Here is a 25,881-nt window from a genome sequence, read left to right on the forward strand (position 1 = left end):
GTCCAGGCTACGGTGCGAACATGGCCGAGCAACGGAGTGTGTCGATCGAGCAGGCACTTGATGCGACACGGACCGGCGACATTTGGGTGTTCCGCGGACGATCCGGTCCCGACCGACTCATCCAGACGTTGTCGAACAGTCCGGTCAATCACGTTGGTATGACGCTGGCGATCGACGATCTGCCGCCGCTGATGTGGCACGCGGAACTCGGCAACAAGCTCACCGACGTGTGGACGGGCGATAACCACCGGGGAGTGCAACTGCACGATGCCCGCGCGGCGATCGAGCGGTGGGTACACGTATACGGGCAGCGGTGCTGGCTGCGCCAACTCAGCCCTCGGGTCACCCGCGAGCAGGAGGACACCGCATTGCGTGTGGTGGCGCGCATGGATGGGACTCCATTTCCGGCGACAGCCCGGCTGACCGGCCGTTGGATGCGCGGGCGGCTTCCCACCGTCAGCGACCTCACGCGTGGACTTCCCTTCGTGCACAAGAAGGTTCGCGAGGTTGCCGAGCGGGATATTCAGAAGAAACGGCAGGCCGGGCTGGAAACGGCGTTTTGTGCCGAGACGGTGGCGATCACCCTGGAGGAGATGGGGCTGCTCATCACCGAAAAGCGGTCAAACTACTTCGATCCGGGATCGTTCTGGAGTGGCGATGACTTGCCGCTGGCGCCGGGCTACTCACTGGGTAGGGAGATCGCGGTTGAGGTGCCTGAGCCTTAACGGGATTGTGGCTCAGTTCATCTGGATCGAATGCGCAAGCTGTTCGGCGGACGCGATGTCTCCCTCGTTGTCGAAGTACACGGCGAGATGGACATGGCTGGACAGGCCGACGGCAGCTGTGTAGAGGGCCGGAGCGCGCCCGTCGGCGGATTGTTCATCCAATCGGTACGAGTGGAACAGGACGTTCCCGGTCGCCCAGTTCTTGCGGTCGTAGCCAGCGGGCGATGTGCCCTGGAGAACCTTGGCCAACCGCGCCTGCGGCTCCTCGTCGTTGACCCACACGGTGATCCATGCCGTGAGACCTGGACGCCACAGTACGAGCTGCCCATCCTCAACCCTGCGGTTCATCGGTTCGGGTAACGCGATACTGCAGTCCTGGGTCATATCGAATCGGCCGTCGGCCCAAGGAAAGTCCGGGTTCAAACCAAGTGGGTGGGAAGCGTCGATGAGGCAGTATCGCGCGGTCATAGTTGGCAATGGTGTTCAGCGAGTACAGGCCCAGATTCCCGGCATCGTCGACATACTCCTGGCTCTCGTCGCCGGTGAAGAAGTTCCAGCCGGAGTAATCGCGGAACATGAAGCCCACCGGCCGGCCGTCAACAGTGATCCGATCGCTCGCGATGCAAGCCTCGTTCCGCGCGAGGTCGGGAACTATTTGATCGGCAGAGAGCCAGAACGCTTTGTCTGTCATCCAGTCACCCGATCGGCCCGGGTGTAGACGTTCATGCTGTCCTCCCGCAGGAATGCCACCAGCGTCATCCCGGACTGTGCCGCGAGATCCACCGCCAGTGACGAGGGTGCCGACACCGCGGCCAGGATGGGAATGCCCGCCATGGTCGCCTTCTGAGCGAGCTCGAAGGAGGCGCGTCCGCTGACCAACAGCGCGGTCCCGCCCAGCGGCACCTTGTCGTTCTCGAGTGCCCACCCGATGACCTTGTCCACCGCGTTGTGTCGGCCAATGTCCTCGCGTGCGGCCAGCATGGTCCCGTCCACGGTGAACAGTGCGGCGGCGTGCAGCCCGCCGGTGGCTGCGAAAACCTTTTGTTTCGAACGAAGTTTGTCCGACAGGCCGGACAGCGTGCCCGAGTCGATGGTGGACGGGTCATCGCCGGGGGAGAAGCGGCTGATGGTGCGCACCGCGTCCAGCGAGGCCTTGCCGCAGACGCCACACGAGGACGTGGTGTAGAAATTCCGCGTCACGGTCGGGTCGGGAGCGTCAACGCCCGGCGCGAGCGTGACGTCCAGAACGTTGTAGGTGTTCAGGCCGTCGGGCCCCTCGCCCTGGCAGTACCGCACGGTCAGCAGGTCGTCGCGGCTGGCGATGACTCCTTCGGTCAGCAGGAACCCTTGGGTGAGTTCGACATCGGATCCTGGAGTGCGCATGGTGACCGCGACCGCCTGCCCGTTCACCCGAATCTCCAAGGGCTCCTCGACAACCAGGGTCTCGCTACGGTCGCCACGCCCCGCGCCCTCGATGCGCCGGATCTTGCGTCTATCGGTGACCCTACCCACGAGCGGCCAGCCGGATCACCACAGCCTTGGAGGCCGGGGTATTGGAACGCTCGGCGACATGATCAAGGGGCACAAGCGGATTGGTTTCCGGGTAATACGCGGCGGCATTCCCACGCGGAGTGGAGTAGGGCACCACCAGAAAGTCTTCGGCTCTACGCTCCTCAATCGCCCCGTCCTTGCCTGGGTACTCGGACACCAGATCGACCCGCGATCCCTCGGATAACCCCAATGCCGCAAGGTCTTCCGGATTAACAAAGATCACCCGCCGCCCGCCCTTGACACCGCGGTAGCGGTCGTCCAGACCGTAGATGGTGGTGTTGTACTGATCGTGACTACGCAGGGTCTGCAGTACCAGCCGGCCTTCGGGCACGGGTACCCATTCCAGCGGTGCTACCGAGAAGTTGGCCTTCCCCGTGTGCGTGGGGAAGTGGCGATCGTCGCGAGGTGGGTGCGGGAGCGCGAAACCGTCCGGTTGGCGCACCTTGGTGTTGTAGTCGGCGCATCCGGGCACCACCCGGGAGATCGCATCGCGGATGGTGTCGTAATTGTCGGCGAACCGCTCCCAGGGCACGGGATGCGCGGGCCCCAAGGTGGCGCGTGCCAGCTGGCACACGATGGCGACCTCACTGCGCAGCAAGTTGCCCGGGGGGTGCAGACTGCCGCGTGACAGGTGCACCATGGACATCGAATCCTCTACGGAAACCAGCTGTTTACCGGATTTCTGGATGTCCCTATCGGTGCGCCCGAGGGTGGGCAGGATCAGTGCGGTGCGCCCGTTCACCAGGTGGCTGCGATTGAGCTTGGTGGAGATCTGCACGGTGAGGGCGCAGTTGCCCAGGGCCGCCTCGGTGACGGCGGTGTCCGGCGTGGCGGCGGCGAAGTTGCCGCCCATACCGATGAACACGGAAACATTGCCGTCGCGCATGGCCCGGATCGCGTCGACCGTGTCGAAACCGTGCTTACGGGGCGCCGCGATGCCGAATTCGGCATCCAGTGCGGCCAGGAACGATTCGGGCATCTTCTCCCAAATGCCCATCGTCCGATCGCCCTGGACATTCGAATGGCCACGAACGGGACACACGCCCGCACCCGGCTTGCCGATCATGCCGCGCATCAGCAGCAAGTTGGTCGCTTCGCCTATGGTCGCGACCGCGTGGCGGTGCTGGGTGAGGCCCATGGCCCAACAGAAGATGGTGCGCTTGGACTCGGCCAGGAGTTTGGCCACGGTCTTGAGCTGGGGCATCTCGATACCCGTTGCCCGCGTGACGGTTTCCCAATCAACCTGGCGAGTGCGCGCAGCCCATTGCTCGTAGCCCGCGCAGTGCTCGTCGATGAATCGCCGGTCGATCACGCTCCCCGGATGGGCGTCCTCAGCCTCCAGCAGCAGACGGCCGAGGCCGGCGAACAACGCCATATCCCCGCCGAGCCGGATCTGCACGAACTCGTCGGCGATCGCCACACCATGTCCGACCACCCCGTGCGCCTTCTGCGGATCCTTGAACCGCAGCAGGCCGGCCTCGGGGAGGGGATTGACGGCAATGATCTTGGCGCCATTGGCTTTCGCCTTCTCCAGGACCGATAACATGCGGGGGTGATTGGTGCCGGGATTCTGGCCCGCGATCAGGATGACGTCGGCGTGCTCGAGATCGGGCACTGATACCGAACCCTTGCCGATTCCGATCGAGTCCGTCAACGCGGTGCCCGACGATTCATGACACATGTTGGAGCAGTCGGGCAGGTTGTTGGTGCCCAGGCTACGTACCAACAGCTGGTAGCAGAACGCGGCCTCATTACTGGTGCGCCCGGAGGTATAGAACACCAGGCGGTCGGGATCCGCGGCCGCCCTGATTTCGTCGGCGATGAGTGTGTAGGCGTCATCCCAATCGATGGGGCGGTAGTGAGATTCGCCTGGGCGTAACACCATCGGGTGAGTCAGGCGGCCTTGCTGACTGAGCCAATATTCGGGTGCCTGGCGGAGTTGGTCCACTGAATACTCGGCAAAGAACGCCGGAGTGACGGTGCGCGTCGTTGCCTCTTCCGCGACGGCTTTGGCGCCGTTCTCGCAGAATTCCGCCAGTTTGCGGTGTCCGGGAGTTTCGGGCCAGGCGCAGCCGGGGCAGTCAAACCCGTGTCGCTGATTCAGCTTCGTCAGCGTTGCCGCGGTGCGCAGCGGGCCCATTTGTTCGATACCGCGTTGCAGGGAAACTCCCACCGCAGTCATCCCTGCCGCCACGCCCTTCGCCCCGGTGACGGCGAGATCGGCCTCGGAGCCTTGATGGACCGTCGGTATCCGGTGCCCGGTCATGGTTCTCATTCTGGACCCGTCGTTGAATTTGGGCGCCGCAACCCCGGGATGGTGTTTCTCTGGTGGGCGGCCCCCACTCGTTCTGGGGGACTGCACCAAGGGCAACCAAGCAGATGCTTGGCTGATCCTTGTGATTTGCCTCACGTCTACTGATGGGTATCGAGGCAACAGCACTGGCCAGGCAGCGAGAATGGCTCGACAGGTGTCAAGTTTCGTACCTGCGGGTATGCCCTGGTCAAGGTCAACGGTGTGAAAGTGCAATAATCGGTACCGAGAGTGACAGAAAACTCTGCTGAATGGTGGCGTACGTACCGTCACCGCCAGAGTTCGTCGTGAAAGGTAGGTCACCGGTGGGCGACGGAGCCGTATCGGAGAAGCTGGAAAAAGTCGTTATCCGGTTTGCTGGAGACTCTGGCGACGGAATGCAGCTCACCGGAGACCGATTTACCTCCGAAGCCGCGATCTTCGGCAACGACCTGGCAACCCAGCCGAACTATCCCGCCGAGATCCGGGCCCCTCAGGGCACACTCCCCGGTGTTTCGTCCTTCCAGATCCAGATTGCCGACTACGACATCCTCACCGCGGGCGACCGGCCCGACGTGCTGGTGGCGATGAACCCGGCGGCACTCAAGGCCAACATCGGCGATCTGCCACGTGGCGGCATGGTGATCGCCAACTCCGACGAGTTCACCAAGCGCAACCTGGCCAAGGTCGGCTACCAGTCCGATCCGCTGGAGCACGATGACATGTCCGACTACGTGGTCTATCAGGTTCCGATGACCACCTTGGCGCTTGGTGCCGTCGAACCCGCCGGCGTTTCCAAGAAGGACGGCGCGCGCACCAAGAACATGTTCGCGCTGGGCCTGCTGTCCTGGATGTACCACCGCCCGCTGGAGGGCACCGAGCAGTTCTTGCGTGAGAAGTTCGCGAAGAAGCCCGACGTGGCAGAGGCCAACATTCTGGCCTTCCGGGCGGGCTGGAACTACGGCGAAACCACCGAGGCCTTCGGAACCACCTACGAGGTGGCCAAGGCATCGCTGCCCGCCGGCGAGTACCGGCAGGTCTCGGGCAACACGGCGCTGGCCTATGGCGTCGTCGCCGCGGGGCAGCTTGCAAAGACTCAGGTGGTGCTCGGTACCTACCCGATCACCCCGGCCTCGGACATCCTGCACGAGCTGAGCAAGCTCAAGAACTTTGGCGTGCTGACCTTCCAGGCCGAGGACGAGATCGCCGGAATCGGTGCGGCCCTGGGTGCTTCGTTCGGTGGCGCGCTCGGCGTCACCAGCACCTCCGGCCCCGGTGTGGCGCTCAAGAGCGAGGCGGTGGGTCTGGCGGTGATGACGGAACTGCCGCTGCTGGTGATCGATGTGCAGCGTGGCGGACCGTCGACAGGCCTACCCACCAAAACCGAGCAAGCCGACCTGCTGCAGGCCCTCTACGGCCGCAACGGCGAGTCGCCCATTGCGGTACTTGCGCCGCGTTCGCCCTCGGACTGCTTCGACATCGCCGTGGAGGCGGTGCGGATTGCGCTCACCTACCGGACCCCGGTGATGATCCTGTCCGACGGAGCGATTGCCAACGGCTCTGAGCCGTGGGCCATCCCGGACATCGCGAGCTATCCGCCGATCGAGCACACCTTCGCCTCACCCGACCAGGACTTCGCGCCCTACAACCGCGACCCGGAGACGCTGGCCCGCCAGTTTGCCGTCCCCGGAACCCCCGGCCTTGAGCACCGCATCGGCGGCCTGGAGAAGGCGAACGGCTCGGGCAACATCTCCTATGACCCGGCCAACCACGATCTGATGGTGCGCTTGCGCCAGCTCAAGATCGACGGAATCACGGTGCCGGACTTAGAGGTTGACGATCCGACCGGTGACGCGGGGCTGCTCATGATCGGCTGGGGCAGCTCGTACGGACCCATCGGTGAGGCCTGCCGGCGTGCCCGTCGCAAGGGGCTGAAGGTGGCGCATGCTCATCTGCGACATCTCAATCCTTTCCCGCAGAACCTCGGTGAGGTACTGCGCAAGTACCCGAAGGTCGTTCTGCCCGAGATGAATCTTGGACAGCTGTCGCTGCTGCTGCGCGGCAAGTACCTGGTGGATGTCCAGTCGGTGACGAAGGTGCAGGGCATGGCCTTCCTCGCTGACGAGGTTGAAGGAATCATCGATGCGGCCCTGGATGGGTCGCTCGCCGAAAAGGAAAGTCAGAAGGCTGTTCTCGCGCGTGAATCCGCGGTGGCCGTAGGGGATCGAGCATGACCGACTTGTTGAACGAAGCCAGCACCGCGAACGGAACCGGCAGCCTGAACGGACTGGATCTCGGCCTGACCGCCAATGCTCTGGTGCCGACCACCGATGTGGAGCAGAAGGCGAAGGACTTCACCTCCGATCAGGAGGTGCGCTGGTGCCCCGGATGTGGTGACTACGTCATCCTCAACACCATCCGCGGCTTCCTGCCTGAGCTTGGCCTTAAGCGCGAGAACATCGTGTTCATCAGCGGTATCGGCTGCTCCAGCCGATTCCCGTACTACCTGGACACCTACGGCATGCACTCGATTCACGGGCGCGCTCCTGCCATCGCGACCGGTTTAGCGCTGGCGCGTGAGGACCTGTCGGTGTGGGTGGTGACCGGTGACGGCGACGCGCTGTCCATCGGCGGTAACCACCTGATCCACACTCTGCGCCGCAACGTGAACCTGACAATTCTGTTGTTCAACAACAGGATCTACGGCCTCACCAAGGGCCAGTACTCGCCGACCTCGGAGACCGGCAAGGTCACCAAGTCGACGCCGATGGGTTCGCTGGACTATCCGTTCAACCCGGTCTCGCTGGCGCTGGGCGCCGAGGCGACTTTCGTTGGGCGGGCGTTGGACTCGGACAAGAAGGGCCTGTCCGAGGTGCTGCGTGCGGCGGCCGCGCATCGCGGCGCCGCCCTGGTCGAGATTCTGCAGGACTGCCCGATCTTCAACGACGGGTCATTCGACCTGCTGCGCAAGGAGGGCGCCGAGCAGCGCGTCATCAACGTGCGCCACGGTGAGCCGATCACGTTTGGTGCCGAAGGTGAACTCTGCGTCATCCGTTCGGGTTTCGGCCTCGAAGTGGCCAAGACTGCCGACGTGAAGGCGGAGGACATCGTGGTGCACGACGCGCATTCGGATGATCCGGCTTACGCATTCGCGCTGTCTCGGCTGTCGGAGCAGGACCTGGAGCACACCGTGATGGGTGTCTTCCGTAGCGTCCAGCGGCCGACCTACGACGATCAGGCGCGCGAGCAGCTGACCGCGGCAGCCGCGGCCAAGCCGAGTGATACCGCCGCGTTGCAGGCGCTTCTGACCGGTCGCGACACCTGGACCGTCGGCTAGGTAGGTGCGTGCTACCGGGGAAATGGCGTCGGTAGCACCTACTTTGGGTTCCTGTCTGCCCGGCACTCGGTGTGCCTGGCCCTCTCTTGGCGCGCGAAATGCCGCTGCTCTCGTAAGATGCAATGACGTTGATGTTCTGGGCTGGCCGCGGCCGGTGCGCGAACTCAACCTTCATGCCCGAGATGTGAGGTGAGAAGGCCGTGAGACAGTCGCTGGTTGCGGTAGTGGCAGCAGTGACGGCTGTCGGGGCCTGGCTGGGTGGTGCGGTCGTCGCGGCGGCGGCTCCTGGCGGAGGTAACGCCAATGACGTCATCAATGAGCTGAAGGCCAACGGCTACCGGGTGATCATCACCAAGAGCGGGACCGGCGATTTGAGCAAGTGCACGGTCACGTCGGTGGAAAAGCAGTCCCCGGTGACGGATGTGGGTGCGGGGCGCGACGCGCAGAACTATCCGACCACCGTTCCGGTCACTCAGCGTAAGATCGCCGTCGTCGCGCTGCGCTGCTGACCCGCCAGCGCAGCACAACTCCGACCGTCGACGCTGCCTAGCAGCGGAATACCTTGCGTGCCAGTGACTTTCCCGGGAGTGCCCGAAGATGTCGGACGTGGCCGCATTGTTTTATGTAAAAACTGTGTCGCAATTGGTAAATGGCAAATAGTGTTACTCCTGATAAAGGAGTTAATGTAGTGAAATTGTCAATTCGCCACGCCGTATGTTGTTGAAGTTCCTAATGTGGTTTGAGTGATTTGCCACATTCGTGGTCCGGCTCACAAATTCTGCGTGATCTGGCTCACTAATACCAGGTGGGAGCGACTCTAAGAGAACCTGAGAATTTCCTAAGCGACCTGGGGTTAGTCGCTAAAAATTGGGTCTGTAATTGTTTCGTTATTGGTTTGGTATCCGCGTGTCGTGAAGTGACTTTCGCCGAATCGTTCCGTACGGTCCGATCGTCAACAAATCGGAGCAAAACTCCGAACCGTGAACCCTGTGTGTAAATGGGGCCAGTAACGCCGCCTGGCGGTCGCTGGCCGCCGGCCACCACGAGCCGGTGAGGCCGCAGCCGCCTCCCTTGTCGCGCCCGACCGAGACGGCGCGATCCGACGAAGATGTCCGCCTCTGTGGAGGCGTGCCAGAGCCCGCGGCGGTAATCCGCACGCGGGTAGTGGTCGGTGCGTGCCCGGCGAGAGGAAAGACATGAAGTACATCCGCAAAACGCTCACCACCCGCGCCGTCCTTTGGGCCATGGCCCCTGCGCTTGTCGCGGCTCCGATGGCACTGGCTGGAACAGCGAGTGCGGATCCGGTCAACTGGGATGCCATCGCCGCGTGCGAGTCCGGTGGCAACTGGGGGATCAACACCGGAAACGGCTACTACGGCGGTCTGCAGTTCAACCTGGGGACCTGGCGTGCCAACGGCGGCTCCGGCTCCCCGCACCTTGCCTCGCGCGAGGAGCAGATCCGGGTTGCCGAGAACGTGCTGTCCCGCCAGGGGATCGGCGCATGGCCCGTCTGCGGACGGCGCGGCTAAGCCCAAGAACACAGAACCCCCCAACACGCCACCACGAGCGGATACCCGCTTCGTGGTGGCGTGTTGGCGTTTGTGCGTACCGTGCTTCCATGACCCGACTCGCGGCGGTGGTGCTGACCGGCGGGGCGTCTCGCCGCATGGGGCGTGACAAGGCGTCCATCCGCTGGGGTGGGCAGACTCTGGCGGGGCGCATCGTGGAGACGGTTAGCGCGCGCTGCGCGCCGGTGATCGTGGTGCGGGCCCACGGTCAGGACCTTGCGGATATGGAAGCCATCGTGATCGACGACCCGGAGCCCGGGCAGGGCCCGTTGGTGGCGCTGGGGCAGGGTCTGCGGGCCGCGGCAGAGAGGGGGGCTGGTCGCGCCTTCGTGTGCGCCGTCGATATGCCCCTGGTTGCCCCGGCCCTCATCGATGAGCTGGAGGCCGGTCAGGATCGCATTGTCCTGGCCACCGCCGCAGGCCGGGATCACTACCTAGCCGCCGTCTATGACGTAGGCCTATGCGACACCGTTGATGAATTGGCTTCGGCCGGCGAACGCAGGCTCGGCGCACTCATCGAGCGCGTTGGTGCCCAACGAATTTCGATTTCCGATCCGAGATGGATCGTGAACGTGAACACAGCGGCGGACCTGGCCACGTTGCCACCTCTACCCTGACAGTCGTGTCGCATTCACATACCCATTCCCACGCGATGCCGACGGGTCCGGCGCCCTTCGGTTCCACTGCTGCCCGGATCGTGGTGGGCTTGCTCGCCGCGATGGGTATCGCGGTTCTCGTCGGGTTGGTGGCCTTGTGGCCGGAGCATCGCACAGTGGACATCCCGCTGCCGTATCAGAATGCCCACGGCGGTGCGGTAACCACCGAATCGGGCACGGTGCTGTCCACGCGCCTCGGGGAATGCGGCAGCACGTCAACAGGACAGGTGCTCACCGCCGACCCCGCGGCCGGGCAGACGCCGGAATCGACATGTGCACTCGACCTGATCGCCATCACCTCTGGCCCGAACTCCGGTGCCAAGACTCAGCTGGAATTCACCGTCGGGGGTGGACAACCGAGTCTTGCTGCCGGAGAACACATCCGGATTACCCGGCAGGTCGACGCGCAGGGTGCGACCAGTTACAGCTTCTACGATTATGAACGCACCTGGCCGTTGGTCGCCGTTGCCGCGGCCTTCGCGATAGTCATCTGCCTGGTGGCGCGCTGGCGTGGGTTGCGCGCCTTGGTGGGCATCCTGGTCGCCTTCCTGGTACTTGCCGTTTTCCTGCTACCGGCTCTGCGTGACGGTGGTCCGGCACTACCGCTGGCACTGGTCGCGTCGGCCACGATCCTCTTTGTGGTCATCTATCTGGCGCACGGCGTGAGCATGCGTACCAGTGCGGCCCTACTGGGCACCCTCACGGCGATGTTGCTTGCGGCCGGGCTGTCTTGGGGTGTCATCGGATTGACCCATCTGACCGGGTTGTCCGATGAACAGAACAACGAAGTCGCCGCATACATGGGTGGGGTCTCGATCTCCGGGCTGTTGCTCGCCGGTTTCATCATCGGCTCGCTCGGTGTGCTCAACGACGTCACGGTCACCCAGGCGTCGACGGTCTACGAATTGGCAGAGCTGGGCGACGGCTCCAGCCGCAGGGATGTATTCCTGGGAGCGATGCGGGTGGGGCGCGATCACATCGCGAGCACCGTCTACACGCTGGTGTTGGCGTACGCCGGTAACTCGCTACCGCTCATGCTGCTGTTCAGTGTCGCCAATCGCTCCCTGGGGGACGTGTTGACCAGCGAGGGGGTGGCGATCGAGATCGCCCGGTCCGCGGTAGGCGGTATCGCGCTGGTGCTGTCGGTTCCCTTGACGACAGCCATCGCGGCGGCGTTGGCGACGCCGGGCAAGGCGGCCTAACCGAAGGCGGGCAAGGCGGCCTAACCGAAAGCGCAGAACTCGTTGCCGTCCGGGTCGGTCAGCACGGTCCAGCGGATGTCCGTGTCGGGCCCGCGCAGTGCCCGGGCGCCGTCATGCACCAGTTCGGCGGCGTCGGCACGCACGTCCCAATGCCAGCGGTTCTTCACCACCCGCTCGTCGGCAACCCGGACGAACTTCCAGATCAGATCGTCCCAACCGGCGCCGCCGCGCAACCAGCGCAACGTCCCGTCGGGGCCGGGGGTGAGCGTGCCACCCACGAGACCGTGCCACCACCGGGCGATCTCGACGGGCTTATCGCTATCGGTACACACTGCGAACAGGCTTGCGGGCGTATCGCTTTCGAGATCCGGGTCGAGGAACGCGCAGAACTCGTTGCCCTCGACGTCAGCCATCACCACTCGGTCCGGTTCGTGCTCTTCTAACAGCGTCCCGCCCAATGCGACGAGGTCGGCCACGGCGCGGGTGTAGACATCGAAATGCACCCGATTCTTGACGCTCTTGGGCTCCGGCACCCGGTTGACCCAGATATCGACGGCCTTGCCGCGCCGGATGAAGGCCTCGCCGGCCTCATCGACGTCGACCTCGCCGCCGATGGCCGCGGCCCAGAACTTGGCGACGGGCACCGGCATCGTCGCGTCGATGCAGAAATCCTTGAGGCTGGCACTGGCTGTGGGGTTGGGCCCGAGGTCAGACACAGGGAAATCCTAGGGGTGGACCGTGAGATCGCTGGCGTTATACCCGGCGATGTTGCGCAACTGCCGCCAGAACACCGCCGCCGGTATGCGGGCGGAGGCCCGGGTGAGCAGTCCGCCCAATGCCGCGGGCCGGGCGAAGGTCGCGTTGCCGATCTGACGGCTCCGGTTGACCACGGTGCGGGTCCGTGACTTTCGCCGCCGCGCGTACTCGCGGAAAGCGCTTGGCAGAGAGGAACGTTCGGACACCGCGGCGCTGAGCACCACGGCGTCCTCCAGTGATTGACAGCCGCCCTGGCCCAGATGCGGCCGCATGGGATGTGCCGCATCGCCCACCAGTACAACCCGCCCGCCGGTGACTCGTCGCAGGCGGCCGCGGTCGTAGATGTCGCCGCGCAGCACTGAGGACTCTCTGCTCTGACTGAGCAGGCGGGGGATGGGGTCGGCCCATTCCCCGAATTTCTTTGCCAAGTACTCGATTTCGCCATCATGGGCGCGTTGGGCTTCCATGGATCGTTCGGCGGCAAACCAGTAGGTGCGTCCACCGGAAAGGGGGAGGTGCCCGAACTCGACACCCGGTCCCACGGTGAGGCCGGCCAGCTCGTCCGGAATGGGGACATCGGCTATGCCGCGCCAGGCCGTGTAGCCGGCGTACCGGAACGCCAGCGGCCCGTTGAGATACTGCGCCACGAGGGATCCGACCCCGTCGGCGCCGATGACCGCGGCGGCGGTGAGCGATTGCCCGTCGGCCAGCTCGACAGAGGTCCCGTGCAGACCGTCCCGAACGTTGCTCACCCGTGCGCCGTAGCGGACGGTTCCCGGTGCCAGTCGATCGGCCAGAATCGCCAGGAGTTGATTGCGGTCGGTGACCGCAACGGGCTCGCCGACGGCCTCGGTGAACTGCCCACTCGGGGGTTCTCGCAGAACTCGCCCGTCGTGCCAGCGCATGGTTCCGGCCTCGACCCGCGCGCTCGCGGCGCGTACTTCATCACCGACGCCGAGGGCGTCGCATGCCGCTAATGCATTGGGCCACAATGTGATTGCGTAACCGGTTGAGGCGCCGTCACGGTCGTCGAGAACCACGACGTCACGTCCGGACTGCTGTATCGCGACTGCGGTGGCAAGACCGGCAATCCCGGCGCCAACCACGGCGATGTGGTCGCTCATAGCTTGACGTTATGGGTGGACCCCACAGCGGTAAAGGGTCTGGGGTTGTGATGTTCGGCATTCGTTCACTCGGGGCTGATCTGCTTGGCTAAGGTTCACCAAACCCCAGATATCTAGGAGGAGACCCATGGCCACACTCGACGAGCTGCTCAACGAGATCCCCACCGAACAGATCGCAGCGAAGCTCGGGGTCGACAACGAGACGGCCGACAAGGCGATCAAGTCCGTGGTCCCGCTGCTGGTGGGCGGACTGCAGGCCAACGCCGACGATCCCGACAAGGCTGCCGATCTGCAGGCCAATGTCAACAACGCACCGAGCACCCTCCTCGACGGCGGCGTCAACGTCGAGGACGTCGATCAGCACGCGGGCAACGCGGTAGTAGCTTCGCTGTTCGGCGACAACAACGCGGACGATGTCGCCGCCAAGCTGGCCGGTGCCGGCGCCGGTAACAGCGACCTCATCAAGCAGCTGCTGCCGATCCTGACCCCGATCGTGCTGGCGTTCGTCGCCAAGAAGCTCACCGGCGGCGGCGCGGCGGCCGCGCCCGCAGAGGCGCCCGCGGCCAGCGGTGGCGGCATCGGCGACATCCTCGGCAACATCCTGGGCAGCGCCGTCGGCGGCGGTGCGTCCTCGGGTGGAAACAACCCGCTCGGCAGCATCCTGGGCAGCGTGCTCGGCAGCAAGGGCGGCAGCGACGCTCTCGGCAGCATCCTCGGCGGACTGCTCGGCGGCAAGAAGTAGCCACGCAATCTCAATCGGAACGACCCGGCGCCCCAGGGCCCGGGTCGTTCCGTCATATGGCGTCCCACCTCCATCGAGTGCGAGCGTGACGCGGAAATCGGCCCCGAAATCCGCGCCAGGCTCGCGCTCGATGCGTAAGCGGTGCCGATCGCCCCAAATGCCCGTGAAAATCGGACTGGACCGGCAACCCTAGAATCTGATGGGTGACCCAAAGCCCTGATACGAACGCCGCCAGCTCCCTGCCCACCTCATGGGATCCGGGAGCGGTAGAGGCGGATCTCTATCAGGGCTGGGTGGACGCCGGATATTTCACCGCCGACCCGTCCAGCGACAAGCCTGGCTACTCGATCGTGCTCCCGCCCCCGAACGTGACGGGCAGCCTGCACATGGGCCATGCGCTCGACCACACCCTCATGGACGCGCTCACCCGCCGCAAACGCATGCAGGGCTACGAGGTGCTGTGGCTGCCCGGCATGGACCACGCCGGCATCGCCACCCAGAGCGTGGTGGAAAAGCAGCTGGCCGCCGATGGCAAGACCAAAGAGGACTTCGGCCGCGAGCTGTTCATCGAGAAGGTGTGGGACTGGAAGCGCGAGTCCGGCGGCACCATCGGCGGGCAGATGCGTCGTCTCGGTGACGGTGTGGACTGGAGCCGCGACCGGTTCACCATGGACGAGGGCCTGTCCCGCGCGGTGCGCACCATCTTCAAGAAGCTCTTCGACGCTGGACTGATCTACCGCGCGGAACGGCTGGTCAACTGGTCACCCGAGCTGAAGACCGCGATATCGGACCTAGAGGTCAAGTACGACGAGGTCGAGGGCGAGCTGGTCTCGTTCCGGTACGGCTCTCTCGACGACAGCGAGCCGCACCTGGTGGTGGCGACCACTCGTCTGGAGACGATGCTGGGTGACACCGCGATCGCGGTGCATCCCGATGACGAGCGCTACCGGCATCTCGTCGGTACCGAGCTTCCGCATCCGTTCCAGGACCGCAGCATCCCGATCGTGGCCGACAACCATGTCGATCCGGAATTCGGTACCGGCGCAGTCAAGGTCACGCCCGCCCACGACCCGAATGACTTCGAGATCGGGCTACGGCACAACCTGCCGATGCCGACCATCATGGACATTCACGGCCGGATCTGTGACAGCGGAACGCAATTCGACGGCATGGACCGATTCGAGGCGCGGGTCAAGGTGCGTGAGGCGCTGGCCGAGCAGGGCCGCATCGTTGCCGAGAAGCGCCCCTACCTGCACAGCGTCGGGCACTCCGAACGCTCGGGTGAACCCATCGAGCCGCGCCTGTCCCTGCAGTGGTGGGTCAAGGTCGAGTCGCTGGCCAAGGCCGCCGGCGACGCGGTCCGCAACCGTGACACCGTGATTCACCCGGCCAGCCTGGAGCCGCGCTGGTTCGCCTGGGTTGACGACATGCACGACTGGTGCATCTCTCGTCAGCTGTGGTGGGGCCACCGCATCCCCATCTGGCACGGCCCCGACGGCGAGATCGTGTGTCTGGGACCCGACGAGACCGCCCCCGAGGGCTACGAGCAGGACCCCGACGTGCTCGACACCTGGTTCTCCTCGGCACTCTGGCCGTTCTCCACCATGGGGTGGCCCGAAGCCACGCCGGAGTTGGAGAAGTTCTATCCCACAAGCGTTCTCGTCACCGGATACGACATCATCTTCTTCTGGGTGGCGCGGATGATGATGTTCGGTACCTTCGTGGCCGACGACCCCGCGCTGCATGGCGGCAAGGTGCCCTTCGACAACGTCTTCCTGCACGGCCTGATCCGCGATCAGTTCGGCCAGAAGATGAGTAAGTCCAAGGGCAACGGCATCGACCCGCTGGACTGGGTGGAGATGTTCGGCGCCGACGCGCTGCGCTTCACCCTGGCGCGCGGAGCCAGCCCCGGTGGCGACCTGTCCATCGGCGAGGACGCGGCCCGTGCCTCGCGCAACTTCACCACAAAGCTGTTCAACGCCACCCGATTCGCGTTGATGAACGGTGCCGCGCTGGGCGAGCTGCCCGACGCCGCCGAACTCACCGACGCCGACCGATGGATTCTGGGCCGGCTCGAACAGGTGCGGGCCGAGGTGGATGGCGCGTTCGACCGGTACGAATTCAGTGTGGCCTGCGAGGCGCTGTACCACTTCGCCTGGGACGAGTTCTGTGACTGGTACCTGGAATTGGCCAAGGTGCAAATGGCCGACCGCGCCGAGAGCACCCGCATTGTGCTGGCCACCGTGCTGGACACCGTGCTGCGGTTGCTGCATCCGGTGATCCCGTTCGTCACCGAGGTGTTGTGGAAGTCGGTTACCGGCCAGGAGTCGGTGGTGATCGCTGCCTGGCCGGCCGGATCGGGTATTGAGCTGGATGGCACTGCTGCACAGCGCATTGCCGATATGCAGAAGCTGGTTACCGAGGTCCGCAGATTCCGTAGCGACCAGGGTCTGGGCGACCGGCAGAAGGTCGCGGCCAGGCTCTCGGGTGTCACCGAGGCGGGGCTGGACGGCCAGCTCGCCGCCGTGACGTCACTGGCCTGGTTGACCCCGGCAGAGGACGGCTTCAGTCCCACCGCTTCGGTGGAGGTCCGGTTGACCGGTGCCACCGTGACCGTTGAGGTCGACACCTCGGGCACCGTGGACGTCGAGGCTGAACGCCGACGGCTGGAGAAGGATCTTGCCGCCGCGCGCAAGGAACTCGAAGGAACCACAAGCAAACTGGGCAATGACGCGTTTCTGGCCAAGGCGCCGGATGCGGTCGTGGAGAAGATCCGGGCCCGTCAGCAGGTGGCCACCGAAGAGGTCGAGCGGATCACGGCGCGGCTGGCGGGGCTGGTGTGAGCGAGCCGCTGAGTTCGGAGCCTTCGCCCGACGAGATCGCGGCACTGCTGCAGATCGAGTATCTGCTCGATCAACGCTGGCCCGAAACCAAGATCGAACCGTCGACCGACCGCATCGTGGCGTTGATGGAACTGCTGGGCTCGCCCCAGCGTGCGTATCCGTGCATCCACGTCGCGGGTACCAACGGCAAGACCTCGGTGACGCGGATGATAGACGCGTTGTTGACGGCACTGCACCGGCGTACCGGTCGCACCACCAGCCCGCATCTGCAATCCGCTGTTGAGCGGATTGCCATTGACGGACAACCGATCTCACCGGCGAAGTACGTGGAGATCTATTCCGAGATCGAACCGTTCGTCGAGCTGGTGGACAAGCAATCGCAGGAGCAGGGCGGTCCGGCGATGAGCAAGTTCGAAGTGCTTGTCGCCATGGCCTTCGTCGCGTTCGCGGATGCGCCCGTCGACATCGCGGTGGTGGAGGTCGGGCTCGGTGGACGCTGGGACGCCACCAACATCGTCGACGCCCCGGTTGCCGTCATCACCCCCATCGGCATCGACCACGTGGAGTTCCTCGGGCCGGACCTAGCCTCAATCGCCAACGAGAAGGCCGGAATCATCAAGCGGCACAAGCCCGATGCGATGACCGGTGAGGCCGGTCCCGATACGGTTGCCGTTATCGCCCAGCAGGCCCCCGAAGCCATGGAGGTGGTGCTGCGCCAAACGGTGGAAGCCGACGCGGCCGTCGCGCGCGAGGGCTCGGAGTTCGCGGTGCTGTCCCGGCAGGTCGCCGTCGGCGGCCAACTCGTGGAATTACAGGGCCTGGGCGGGGTGTACTCGGAGATCTTCCTGCCGCTGCACGGTGAGCATCAGGCGCACAACGCGGCGGTGGCGCTCGCCGCGGTCGAGGCGTTTTTCGGGGCAGGCGCCGACCGTCAGCTCGACATCGAGGCGATACGCGCTGGATTCGCCTCGGTGATCGTCCCCGGGCGTCTGGAGCGGGTGCGTAGCGCGCCCGCGGTTTTCCTGGACGCCGCACACAATCCACACGGCGCCGCCGCGCTGGCCGAGACCTTGCAGTCGGAGTTCGATTTCCGGCGTCTGGTCGGGGTCATCAGCGTGATGGGCGATAAGGACGTCGCCGGCATCCTCGCCGCGCTTGAGCCGGCATTCGACGAGATCGTGGTGACACACAACGGTTCTCCCCGTGCCATGGAGACCGACGCGCTGGCGGGTATCGCTCTCGAGCTGTTCGGAGAGGATCGCGTCGTGGTGGCGCCCACCCTGCTCGACGCCATCGAGACCGCTACCGCGATGGTGGAGGAGGCCGCCGAGGACGGGGGAGCGGAGGGGTTCGCCGGTACCGGCATCGTCATCACCGGATCGGTCGTGACCGCGGGCGCCGCACGGACCCTGTTCGGAAAGGACCCGCAGTGAGCAACGCCGAGGATGGAATCGAACCCGGCGCCGCGGCTCCACCGGATCCGTGGCGGAGTTTCCGCGGCGTCATGGCGGGCACGCTCATCCTCGAGACGATCGTGGTGCTGCTGGCCATCCCGGTGGTGAAGATGGTGGGCGGCGGGCTCTCCCCGCTCTCGCTGACATTCCTCATCGGCGTCGTCGTCCTGATGGTCCTGCTGTGCGGCATGCAGGGCCGGCCCTGGGCGCTGCAGGCCAATCTGGCACTGCAGCTGGTTCTCGTCGCGGGGTTCTTCATCAACGCCGCGATCGGCTTTGTGGGTCTGCTGTTCCTCGGCGTCTGGTTGCTCATCTGGTACATGCGCAACCAGGTCCGTGACCGTCAGAGCCGTGGGGAGCTGCCGGGTCAGCGGGGCCGCGCTACCGACCAGTAGGCTGTCGCCCGTGACTGAGCGGACTCTGGTTTTGATCAAGCCCGATGGTGTGCGACGCGGACTTGTGGGTGAGGTGTTGAATCGCATCGAGCGCAAGGGCCTGACACTGGCCGCGCTCGAGCTGAAGAACGTCGATGACGCGACGGCCCGGGCCCACTACGCGGAGCACGCAGAGAAGCCGTTCTTCGGCTCGCTGCTCGAATTCATCACCTCGGGTCCGCTGGTGGCGGCGGTGCTGGAAGGCCCGCGTGCCATCGCCGCGTTCCGCCAGATCGCCGGTGGCACCGATCCGGTGGAGAAGGCCGCTACCGGCAGCATCCGCGGCGACTTCGCGCTGGAGACCCAGGAGAACCTGGTGCACGGCTCGGATTCGCCCGAGTCGGCGGCCCGCGAGATCGCGCTCTGGTTCCCCGCGCTCTGACCCAATCGACCTGATCTGAAACCCACGAGTGTGCGGTTTGCGTCGGTTCCTCCCGGAATTTCGACGTAAACCGCACACTCGATTACATATGTGGGCCCCCTGATAGGGCGGGTTTGTGTCTTGGTCCCCGCTACCTGATTCGTATGGGATACTGAATGTGGGTCACGGCACATGCGGCCACAACCGGCCAGCCACCGACCCGAATGACGACACGGCGAGCGCGATCACCATTGCAGCACGTCAAGCCATCATTCCAGCCAGGCACCGGGTGGGTTCGGAACTGCGGTTTCGCAGCTACGGATCGCTCGGAGCGAGACCACCACAAACCCGGACCTAGCCCGGGTACATAGAGAGAAAGCCCTCGCGTGGCCGCGTCTGACGACGCGCCCGGGGGCTTGAGGAGAATAAGTGGCCGACTATGAGCTACCAGAAGACCTACACACCAGCGCTCCAGAAGGGGAACCCGCCGCGCTAGCGCCGGACACCCCGCCAGCCCCTGCTGAGCAGGGCGAACTACCCGAGAAGCTGAGGGTGCATTCCCTCGCACGCGTACTCGGCACCTCCACACGCCGCGTGCTCGACGCGCTGTCCAAGCTGGACGGCCGCGCCCGCAGCCCGCACTCGAATGTGGACAAGCAGGACGCGGCGAAGGTTCGCGAGGCACTGGCCAACGAGGCCGAGGCCGCCGAGCAGGCACCTGTAGTCGCCGAGACCCCGGCAGCCCCGGTTGCTGCCGAGCCCCCGGCCCCGGTTGCCACCGAGGAAGCGCCCGCCGTCACGGCCGGACCGGCCGAGGACCCAGACAATCCGCCGACCACACCGATCCTGATCGCTGAGGCGACGGCGATCGAGGCCGCGGCGGTGCCGGCGCCGGCCGCGCCCAGCCCCACCGCCTACGACTACGGTCCGCTGTTCGTGGCGCCGCAGGCCCCCGAACCACAGGAACGCCCCGCGCCCGTCCGTGCCGAGAAGGCCGAGGACGTGGATGAGGACGCCGGTGAGGGCGACGATTCCGACGCGGACGCCGACGGTGAGGGCGACGGCGATCGCCCCGCACGCCGGAGACGGCGGGGACGCCGTGGCCGTGGCCGTGGCCGTGGCGAGCAGGCCGGTGGCGAAGGCGCAGAAGAATCCGGTGACGACGCCGCCGAGAATGGCGACGCCACCGAGGGTGACGAAGCTGCCGAGAGCGCCGAGGGTGATTCGTCGGCCGCCGAGGGCGACGAGTCGAATGCCGAGGACGGTGACACACCCGAGGGCGCCAGCCGCCGTCGGCGCCGTCGGCGCCGTCGCAAGGCCGGAAGCGGTGACGATGGCGATGGCCCGTCGGATGACGATCCGCCGAATACTGTTGTGCACGAGCGCAAGCCGCGCGCCGAGCGAGGCGACGAGATTCAGGGCATTTCCGGGTCCACGCGCCTGGAGGCCAAGCGTCAGCGCCGCCGTGACGGACGCGACGCCGGACGGCGCCGTCCCCCGATCCTCACCGAGGCGGAGTTCCTGGCCCGGCGCGAGGCAGTTGACCGGGTGATGGTGGTGCGGGACAAGACCCGCACGGAGTCACCGCATGAGGGTGCCCGCTACACGCAGATCGCCGTCCTCGAGGACGGGGTGCTGGTCGAGCACTTCGTGACATCGGCCGCGTCGGCTTCCTTGGTGGGCAACATCTACCTCGGTGTCGTGCAGAACGTGCTGCCCTCCATGGAGGCGGCCTTCGTTGACATCGGCCGTGGTCGCAACGGTGTGCTGTACGCCGGTGAGGTCAACTGGGACGCCGCGGGTCTGGGCGGTTCCAACCGCAAGATCGAGCAGGCTCTCAAGTCCGGTGACTACGTGCTGGTTCAGGTCAGCAAGGACCCGGTGGGCCACAAGGGAGCCCGGCTCACCACACAGATCTCGCTGGCGGGTCGCTATCTGGTGTACGTGCCGGGTGCCTCGTCGACCGGAATCAGTCGCAAGCTTCCCGATACCGAACGGCAGCGGCTCAAGGAAATCCTGCGCGACATCGTCCCGTCGGACGCCGGTGTCATCATTCGCACCGCCTCGGAGGGGGTGCGGGAAGAGGACATTCGCGCCGATGTGCAGCGGCTGCAGGAGCAGTGGCAGGGCATCGAACAGAGCGCGACCGATCTCACGTCCAAGGCGTCCGGTGCCGCCATGGCTCTCTACGAAGAGCCCGATGTGCTGGTCAAGGTGGTCCGCGACCTGTTCAACGAGGACTTCTCCAAGCTCACCATCGAGGGCGACGCCGCCTGGGAAACCATCGACGACTATGTGAAAACCGTTGCCCCCGATTTGCTTTCGCGAATCGAGCGGTATGAGGGCGCCGGGGGGCCGGACGTGTTCACGGTGCACCGCATCGATGAGCAGCTGGCCAAGGCGCTCGATCGCAAGGTGTGGTTGCCCTCGGGCGGCACCCTGGTGATCGACCGCACCGAGGCCATGACGGTGGTCGACGTCAACACCGGAAAATTCACCGGCGCCGGCGGCAACCTGGAAGAAACCGTCACCCGCAACAACCTGGAAGCCGCCGAAGAGATCGTGCGGCAGCTGCGTCTGCGCGATGTCGGCGGAATCGTGGTCATCGACTTCATCGACATGGTGCTCGAATCCAACCGCGATCTGGTGCTGCGGCGTCTCACCGAAGCGCTGGGCCGCGACCGCACCCGCCATCAGGTGTCCGAGGTGACCTCGCTGGGGTTGGTGCAGCTGACCCGCAAGAAGCTGGGCACGGGCCTGATCGAGGCGTTCTCCTCGACCTGCAGCCATTGCGCGGGCCGGGGGATCGTGTTGCACGTCGACCCTGTCGACAACGCGGGTGCCGCGCCCGGAGGAGTCAAGAAGGCCGAAACCGGACGGCGGGCCAAGCGATCCCGCAAGGGCAAGGCCGAAGAGGTCGTGGTGTCGCGCACGCCCTCACATCCACAGGGCGAGCACCCGATGTTCAAGGCGATGGCGGCAGCCAACGGGCATCCCGAGGATGACGAAGACGGCGAGCTAGTCGAGGACGTGCTGGACAATGACACGACCGACGAGGTCGAGGAGATTGTCGAGGCCGTCGACAACGCGGAGACACCGGCCGCTCCCGAGGCGGAATCCGGGGCCGCTCCGGCCGACAGCGATACCGCGCCGGAACCGGACACCGAAAGCGTGCCGGAGGTCACTTTCCCTGAGCCCGAGGTTGCCGCTGCTGAGCCCGAGGCGCCGGTGGTGGTACCCGAACCGGCTGCTGAGGCGCCCACCAGGCCCCGGCGCAGACGGTCCGCGGCGCGCGCCGCGGGGCCCCCGGTCGAGCACTAGGCAGCAACCTGAGGGTCGCCGGCTGTGCAGCTCCGCGAGCCGGTTTGACCCTTAGGCTGCTGGTCAAGTAGCCTTGAGCAGTTGTCGCGAGGCCTCCGGCCCGCGGCATGCGGCCCAGTGAATCAACGAAGCGGGCCCACCCCACGATCCAGATGCGTCAACCGACCTGGTTGCGCGCGTTCGAACAGCAGAGCAGAGGTAGACGCAACGATGGCGACCTACGCAATCGTCAAGACCGGTGGCAAGCAGTACAAGGTTGCCGTCGGCGACCTGGTGAAGGTCGAGAAGATCGACTCGGAGCCCGGCTCCTCGGTGCAGCTGCCCGTTGCCCTGGTCGTGGACGGCGCCACTGTCACCACCGAAGCCGACAAGTTGGCCAAGGTCGCGGTGACCGGCGAGATCGTCGAGCACACCAAGGGCCCGAAGATCCGCATCCACAAGTTCAAGAACAAGTCCGGCTACCACAAGCGGCAGGGTCACCGTCAGCGGCTGACCGTGCTCAAGGTCACCGGAATCAAGTGACGAGCCCCTCGGGCAAAGAACAGACAAGACTAGGGAGCCTCCACTAATGGCACACAAGAAGGGCGCGTCCAGCTCGCGCAACGGTCGCGATTCCGCCGCGCAGCGCCTCGGCGTCAAGCGGTTCGGCGGCCAGGTCGTCAAGGCCGGCGAGATCCTGGTGCGCCAGCGCGGCACCCACTTCCACCCCGGCGTGAATGTCGGCCGTGGCGGCGACGACACCCTGTTCGCGACCTCTGCGGGCACCGTGGAATTCGGCGCCCGTCGCGGTCGCCGGGTCGTCAACATCCTCCCGGTCGACGCTTAATTGATGTTCTGTGTTCGGCATTGACCGAACACAGAACAGTTGAAGGAGGCCCCAGATGCCTCGTTTTGTTGACCGCGTTGTCATCCATGCCAAGGCAGGTACCGGCGGTCACGGCTGTGCCTCGGTACACCGCGAAAAGTTCAAGCCGCTCGGCGGGCCCGACGGTGGAAACGGCGGTCGTGGCGGCAGCGTGATCCTCGAGGTGGATCCGCAGGTGCATACCCTGCTGGACTTTCACTTCCATCCGCATGTGCAGGCGCCCAACGGCACTCAGGGCATGGGAGCCCACCGCAACGGCGCCAACGGCGATGACCTGATTCTCAGGGTGCCCGACGGCACCGTCGTCCTCGATGATGACGGTCGCATCCTTGCCGATTTGGTCGGTGCGGGCGCGCGCTTCGATGCCGCCGCGGGTGGCCGCGGTGGATTGGGCAATGCGGCGTTGGCATCTCGTGCCCGCAAGGCACCCGGATTCGCCTTGCTGGGCGAGGCGGGCGCCGAAGTCGACCTCACGCTGGAACTGAAAACTGTCGCCGATGTGGGTCTGGTCGGATTCCCGTCGGCGGGTAAATCCTCGCTGGTCTCGGTGCTTTCGGCCGCCAAGCCGAAGATCGCCGACTACCCGTTCACCACGCTGGTGCCCAATCTCGGAGTGGTGACCACCGGCGAGAACTCCTTCGTGATGGCTGATGTCCCTGGGCTTATTCCCGGTGCCGCCGATGGGCGCGGCCTGGGCCTGGAATTCCTGCGGCATATCGAGCGCTGCGCGGTGCTCGTCCACGTCGTCGACTGCGCGACGCTGGAACCCGGCCGCGATCCCGTCTCCGATATCGACGCGCTGGAAGACGAGTTGGCGCGGTACCAGCCCACACTGCAAGCCGATTCTGTGCTCGGCGATTTGGCCGATCGGCCCCGGGCGGTAGTGCTCAACAAGATCGACGTGCCCGAGGCCGACGAACTTGCCGACTTCGTCACCGAAGAGGTCTCTAAGCGTGGCTGGCCGGTCTTCAAGGTGTCGACGTTGACCCGGGACGGACTGCGGCCGTTGACATTCGCGCTGTGGGAGATGATCGAGGCGGCCCGCGCGGCCCGGCCCGAACCCGTCAAGACCCGTCCGGTGATCCGGCCCATCCCTGTCGATGAGAGTGGATTCACCGTCTCTCCGGATCCGGACAACCCCGGTGGCTTTGTGGTGCGTGGTGTGCGCCCCGAACGCTGGATTCGCCAGACCAATTTCGAAAACGACGAGGCCGTCGGTTATCTGGGCGACCGACTGGCCCGCCTGGGTGTCGAAGACCAGCTGCTCAAGCTCGGTGCGCAGCCCGGTTGTGCCGTCACCATCGGTGAGATGACGTTCGATTGGGAGCCGCAGACGCCGGCGGGCGTTGACGTGACCCTGAGCGGGCGCGGCACCGACGCGCGTATCGACAAGATCGATCGAGTAGGCGCGGCCGAGCGCCGCCAGGCCCGACGGGTGCGCCGCGGGCAAGTGGAACCCGAGTGAGTTCCGGAGCCGCGAAGTCGGCGACATCCAGCGCGGGTGCGCAGGCGCGCCAAGCAATTCGATCGGCGCGCACCGTCGTGGTGAAGGTCGGGACCGCGGCGCTCACCGATGAGTCGGGGACCTTCAGCGCCGACCGGATGGAGTACCTCGTCGAGGTCATCGAGGGCCGGATGAAGGCCGGATCCGATGTGGTGATCGTGTCCTCCGGGGCAATCGCGGCGGGTATGGTGCCGCTCGGACTGACCAAGCGCCCAACAGATTTGGCCACCAAACAGGCGGCGGCCAGTGCGGGCCAGGTCGCGCTCATCGGCGCCTGGAGCGCGGCCTTCGCGCGCTATGAGCGCACCGTGGGCCAGGTACTGCTGACCGCACATGACATTTCGATGCGCGTGCATCACACCAATGCGCAACGCACCCTCGACAGGTTGACGGCACTGCACGCGGTGGCCATCGTGAACGAGAACGACACCGTGGCCACCAACGAGATTCGTTTCGGAGACAACGACCGACTCTCGGCGCTCGTCGCACATCTGGTGGGTGCCGACGCGCTGGTGCTGCTTTCCGATATCGACGGTCTCTATGACTCTGACCCGCGAAAGGGTAATGCGCGCTTCATCTCTGACGTCAGTGGACCCGAGGACCTGGCCGACGTGATCGCCGGCCCCGGCGGGGCACGTGGCACCGGGGGAATGGCCTCGAAGCTGTCCTCGGCGCTGCTGGCCTCCGACGCCGGTGTCCCGGTGTTGTTGGCCTCGGCGACAGAGGCGGCGGCGGCACTCGGCGACGGCTCGTGCGGAACAGTTTTCGCCGCGCGGCCGCAGCGCATGTCGGCCCGCAAGTTCTGGGTGCGTTACGCCGCCGAAGCCACCGGCTCGCTGACGCTGGACGCCGGCGCGGTGCGTGCGGTGGTGGCGTCGCGCCGCTCCTTGCTGCCGGCCGGGATCACCGAGGTGTCCGGGCGCTTCCACGGAGGCGATGTCGTTGAGCTTCGCGACGCTGCCGGCACTATGGTCGGCCGGGGCGTGGTCGCTTATGACGTCGCCGAATTGGCGACGATGCTGGGCCGCTCCACCAACGAACTTCCCGAGGACCTGCGGCGCCCTGCCGTACACGCCGACGACCTTGTAACCTGATCGCTTCGCGCAGTTGCCCGAAACAGTGGCACATCGCAACCCCGCCTGATAGAA

At 65.5% G+C, this 25,881-nt stretch carries 23 protein-coding genes; 17 read left to right on the plus strand and 6 right to left on the minus strand.

All coding sequences use genetic code 11. The features are described from left to right. Positions 1 to 38 precede the first annotated feature (38 nt). A complete protein-coding gene (locus tag ABG82_RS08620) occupies positions 39 to 725 on the plus strand; it encodes a guanylate cyclase (protein ID WP_174544356.1) in 687 nt (228 codons plus the stop codon). Between the two features lie 12 nt (positions 726 to 737). Here the strand turns inward: ABG82_RS08620 and ABG82_RS28905 are convergent, their stop codons facing one another. From ABG82_RS28905 to ABG82_RS08635, 4 genes are read right to left on the minus strand one after another with little or no spacing between them, the layout of a single operon-like run. Continuing rightward, entirely contained in the window at positions 738 to 1,073 is a 336-nt protein-coding gene (locus tag ABG82_RS28905) for a hypothetical protein (RefSeq protein WP_234714539.1), read from the minus strand. Beyond that, positions 1,057 to 1,416 (minus strand): immunity protein Imm33 domain-containing protein, encoded by a 360-nt coding sequence (locus ABG82_RS28910; protein ID WP_234707965.1) that lies wholly within the window; start codon positions 1,414 to 1,416, stop codon positions 1,057 to 1,059. Before ABG82_RS28910 ends, ABG82_RS28905 begins: the two co-directional genes overlap by 17 nt. Next, on the minus strand, positions 1,413 to 2,237 hold the full coding sequence (fdhD, locus tag ABG82_RS08630) for a formate dehydrogenase accessory sulfurtransferase FdhD (RefSeq protein WP_043075958.1): 825 nt from the start codon (positions 2,235 to 2,237) through the stop codon (positions 1,413 to 1,415). Before fdhD ends, ABG82_RS28910 begins: the two co-directional genes overlap by 4 nt. Then, positions 2,230 to 4,542, minus strand: coding sequence for an FdhF/YdeP family oxidoreductase (locus tag ABG82_RS08635; RefSeq protein WP_043075957.1), 2,313 nt, complete (start codon positions 4,540 to 4,542; stop codon positions 2,230 to 2,232). The genes fdhD and ABG82_RS08635 overlap by 8 nt, the downstream gene beginning before the upstream one ends. A 296-nt stretch (positions 4,543 to 4,838) precedes the next feature. On the opposite strand from ABG82_RS08635, the gene ABG82_RS08640 reads away from it, so the two are divergent. From ABG82_RS08640 to ABG82_RS08665, 6 genes are all read left to right on the plus strand, one after another. Next, positions 4,839 to 6,800 (plus strand): 2-oxoacid:acceptor oxidoreductase subunit alpha, encoded by a 1,962-nt coding sequence (locus tag ABG82_RS08640; protein WP_043075956.1) that lies wholly within the window; start codon positions 4,839 to 4,841, stop codon positions 6,798 to 6,800. Beyond that, positions 6,797 to 7,903: a 2-oxoacid:ferredoxin oxidoreductase subunit beta gene (locus ABG82_RS08645; RefSeq protein WP_043075955.1), complete on the plus strand. Its 1,107-nt coding sequence runs from the start codon at positions 6,797 to 6,799 to the stop codon at positions 7,901 to 7,903. The genes ABG82_RS08640 and ABG82_RS08645 overlap by 4 nt, the downstream gene beginning before the upstream one ends. 200 nt (positions 7,904 to 8,103) lie before the next feature. After that, on the plus strand, positions 8,104 to 8,412 hold the full coding sequence (locus ABG82_RS08650; protein WP_043075954.1) for a hypothetical protein: 309 nt from the start codon (positions 8,104 to 8,106) through the stop codon (positions 8,410 to 8,412). A 687-nt stretch (positions 8,413 to 9,099) separates the two neighbouring features. Further along, positions 9,100 to 9,432 (plus strand): transglycosylase family protein, encoded by a 333-nt coding sequence (locus ABG82_RS08655; RefSeq protein ID WP_043075953.1) that lies wholly within the window; start codon positions 9,100 to 9,102, stop codon positions 9,430 to 9,432. Positions 9,433 to 9,521: 89 nt separating this feature from the next. Then, positions 9,522 to 10,088, plus strand: coding sequence for a molybdenum cofactor guanylyltransferase (gene mobA / locus ABG82_RS08660; protein WP_043075952.1), 567 nt, complete (start codon positions 9,522 to 9,524; stop codon positions 10,086 to 10,088). Between the two features lie 5 nt (positions 10,089 to 10,093). Next, entirely contained in the window at positions 10,094 to 11,329 is a 1,236-nt protein-coding gene (locus ABG82_RS08665) for a YibE/F family protein (protein WP_169918206.1), read from the plus strand. A 20-nt stretch (positions 11,330 to 11,349) separates the two neighbouring features. On the opposite strand, the gene ABG82_RS08670 is transcribed toward ABG82_RS08665, so the two are convergent. Together ABG82_RS08670 and ABG82_RS08675 are read right to left on the minus strand one after the other, a co-directional pair. Next, positions 11,350 to 12,045, minus strand: coding sequence for a VOC family protein (locus tag ABG82_RS08670; protein WP_043075951.1), 696 nt, complete (start codon positions 12,043 to 12,045; stop codon positions 11,350 to 11,352). 9 nt (positions 12,046 to 12,054) lie between these two features. Next, a complete protein-coding gene (locus ABG82_RS08675) occupies positions 12,055 to 13,209 on the minus strand; it encodes an FAD-dependent monooxygenase (protein WP_043075950.1) in 1,155 nt (384 codons plus the stop codon). Positions 13,210 to 13,336: 127 nt separating this feature from the next. On the opposite strand from ABG82_RS08675, the gene ABG82_RS08680 reads away from it, so the two are divergent. The 10 genes from ABG82_RS08680 to proB all read left to right on the plus strand — a co-directional run bounded on the left by ABG82_RS08680 (position 13,337) and on the right by proB (position 25,827). Beyond that, positions 13,337 to 13,951 (plus strand): DUF937 domain-containing protein, encoded by a 615-nt coding sequence (locus ABG82_RS08680; protein WP_043075949.1) that lies wholly within the window; start codon positions 13,337 to 13,339, stop codon positions 13,949 to 13,951. A gap of 203 nt (positions 13,952 to 14,154) precedes the next feature. Beyond that, positions 14,155 to 16,794, plus strand: a complete 2,640-nt coding sequence (locus ABG82_RS08685; protein ID WP_043075948.1) for a valine--tRNA ligase — start codon at positions 14,155 to 14,157, stop codon at positions 16,792 to 16,794. Then, positions 16,791 to 18,227 (plus strand): bifunctional tetrahydrofolate synthase/dihydrofolate synthase, encoded by a 1,437-nt coding sequence (gene folC / locus ABG82_RS08690; protein ID WP_043075947.1) that lies wholly within the window; start codon positions 16,791 to 16,793, stop codon positions 18,225 to 18,227. Before ABG82_RS08685 ends, folC begins: the two co-directional genes overlap by 4 nt. Beyond that, a complete protein-coding gene (locus tag ABG82_RS08695; protein ID WP_043075946.1) occupies positions 18,224 to 18,643 on the plus strand; it encodes a DUF4233 domain-containing protein in 420 nt (139 codons plus the stop codon). Before folC ends, ABG82_RS08695 begins: the two co-directional genes overlap by 4 nt. Positions 18,644 to 18,653: 10 nt before the next feature. Beyond that, positions 18,654 to 19,064 (plus strand): nucleoside-diphosphate kinase, encoded by a 411-nt coding sequence (ndk, locus tag ABG82_RS08700; RefSeq protein WP_005060204.1) that lies wholly within the window; start codon positions 18,654 to 18,656, stop codon positions 19,062 to 19,064. A gap of 408 nt (positions 19,065 to 19,472) precedes the next feature. Then, positions 19,473 to 22,364, plus strand: coding sequence for a translation initiation factor IF-2 N-terminal domain-containing protein (locus ABG82_RS08705; protein WP_078343569.1), 2,892 nt, complete (start codon positions 19,473 to 19,475; stop codon positions 22,362 to 22,364). Positions 22,365 to 22,574: 210 nt separating this feature from the next. Next, entirely contained in the window at positions 22,575 to 22,886 is a 312-nt protein-coding gene (gene rplU / locus ABG82_RS08710; RefSeq protein ID WP_043075945.1) for a 50S ribosomal protein L21, read from the plus strand. A 46-nt stretch (positions 22,887 to 22,932) separates the two neighbouring features. Then, positions 22,933 to 23,190 carry a 50S ribosomal protein L27 gene (gene rpmA / locus ABG82_RS08715; RefSeq protein WP_005060213.1) on the plus strand — a complete coding sequence of 86 codons (258 nt, stop codon included), beginning with the start codon at positions 22,933 to 22,935 and terminating at the stop codon, positions 23,188 to 23,190. Between the two features lie 55 nt (positions 23,191 to 23,245). After that, a complete protein-coding gene (gene obgE / locus ABG82_RS08720; RefSeq protein WP_043075944.1) occupies positions 23,246 to 24,694 on the plus strand; it encodes a GTPase ObgE in 1,449 nt (482 codons plus the stop codon). Further along, the gene (gene proB, locus ABG82_RS08725) at positions 24,691 to 25,827 is read left to right on the plus strand and encodes a glutamate 5-kinase (RefSeq protein WP_043075943.1); all 1,137 of its coding nucleotides are present in this window, start codon (positions 24,691 to 24,693) and stop codon (positions 25,825 to 25,827) included. Before obgE ends, proB begins: the two co-directional genes overlap by 4 nt. Positions 25,828 to 25,881 lie beyond the last annotated feature (54 nt).

The organism is Mycobacteroides immunogenum, assembly GCF_001605725.1.
Classification (GTDB): domain Bacteria; phylum Actinomycetota; class Actinomycetes; order Mycobacteriales; family Mycobacteriaceae; genus Mycobacterium; species Mycobacterium immunogenum.

Excerpts from the sequence above, each read along its gene's own strand:
- ABG82_RS28905 (WP_234714539.1), bottom strand. The coding sequence starts at position 1,073 with ATGAACCGCAGGGTTGAGGATGGGCAGCTCGTACTGTGGCGTCCAGGT.
- ABG82_RS08655 (WP_043075953.1), top strand. The coding sequence starts at position 9,100 with ATGAAGTACATCCGCAAAACGCTCACCACCCGCGCCGTCCTTTGGGCC.
- ABG82_RS08645 (WP_043075955.1), top strand. The coding sequence starts at position 6,797 with ATGACCGACTTGTTGAACGAAGCCAGCACCGCGAACGGAACCGGCAGC.
- rplU (WP_043075945.1), top strand. The coding sequence starts at position 22,575 with ATGGCGACCTACGCAATCGTCAAGACCGGTGGCAAGCAGTACAAGGTT.
- ABG82_RS08680 (WP_043075949.1), top strand. The coding sequence starts at position 13,337 with ATGGCCACACTCGACGAGCTGCTCAACGAGATCCCCACCGAACAGATC.
- ABG82_RS08640 (WP_043075956.1), top strand. The coding sequence starts at position 4,839 with ATGGTGGCGTACGTACCGTCACCGCCAGAGTTCGTCGTGAAAGGTAGG.
- mobA (WP_043075952.1), top strand. The coding sequence starts at position 9,522 with ATGACCCGACTCGCGGCGGTGGTGCTGACCGGCGGGGCGTCTCGCCGC.
- ABG82_RS08675 (WP_043075950.1), bottom strand. The coding sequence starts at position 13,209 with ATGAGCGACCACATCGCCGTGGTTGGCGCCGGGATTGCCGGTCTTGCC.
- obgE (WP_043075944.1), top strand. The coding sequence starts at position 23,246 with ATGCCTCGTTTTGTTGACCGCGTTGTCATCCATGCCAAGGCAGGTACC.
- ABG82_RS08635 (WP_043075957.1), bottom strand. The coding sequence starts at position 4,542 with ATGACCGGGCACCGGATACCGACGGTCCATCAAGGCTCCGAGGCCGAT.
- rpmA (WP_005060213.1), top strand. The coding sequence starts at position 22,933 with ATGGCACACAAGAAGGGCGCGTCCAGCTCGCGCAACGGTCGCGATTCC.
- ABG82_RS28910 (WP_234707965.1), bottom strand. The coding sequence starts at position 1,416 with ATGACAGACAAAGCGTTCTGGCTCTCTGCCGATCAAATAGTTCCCGAC.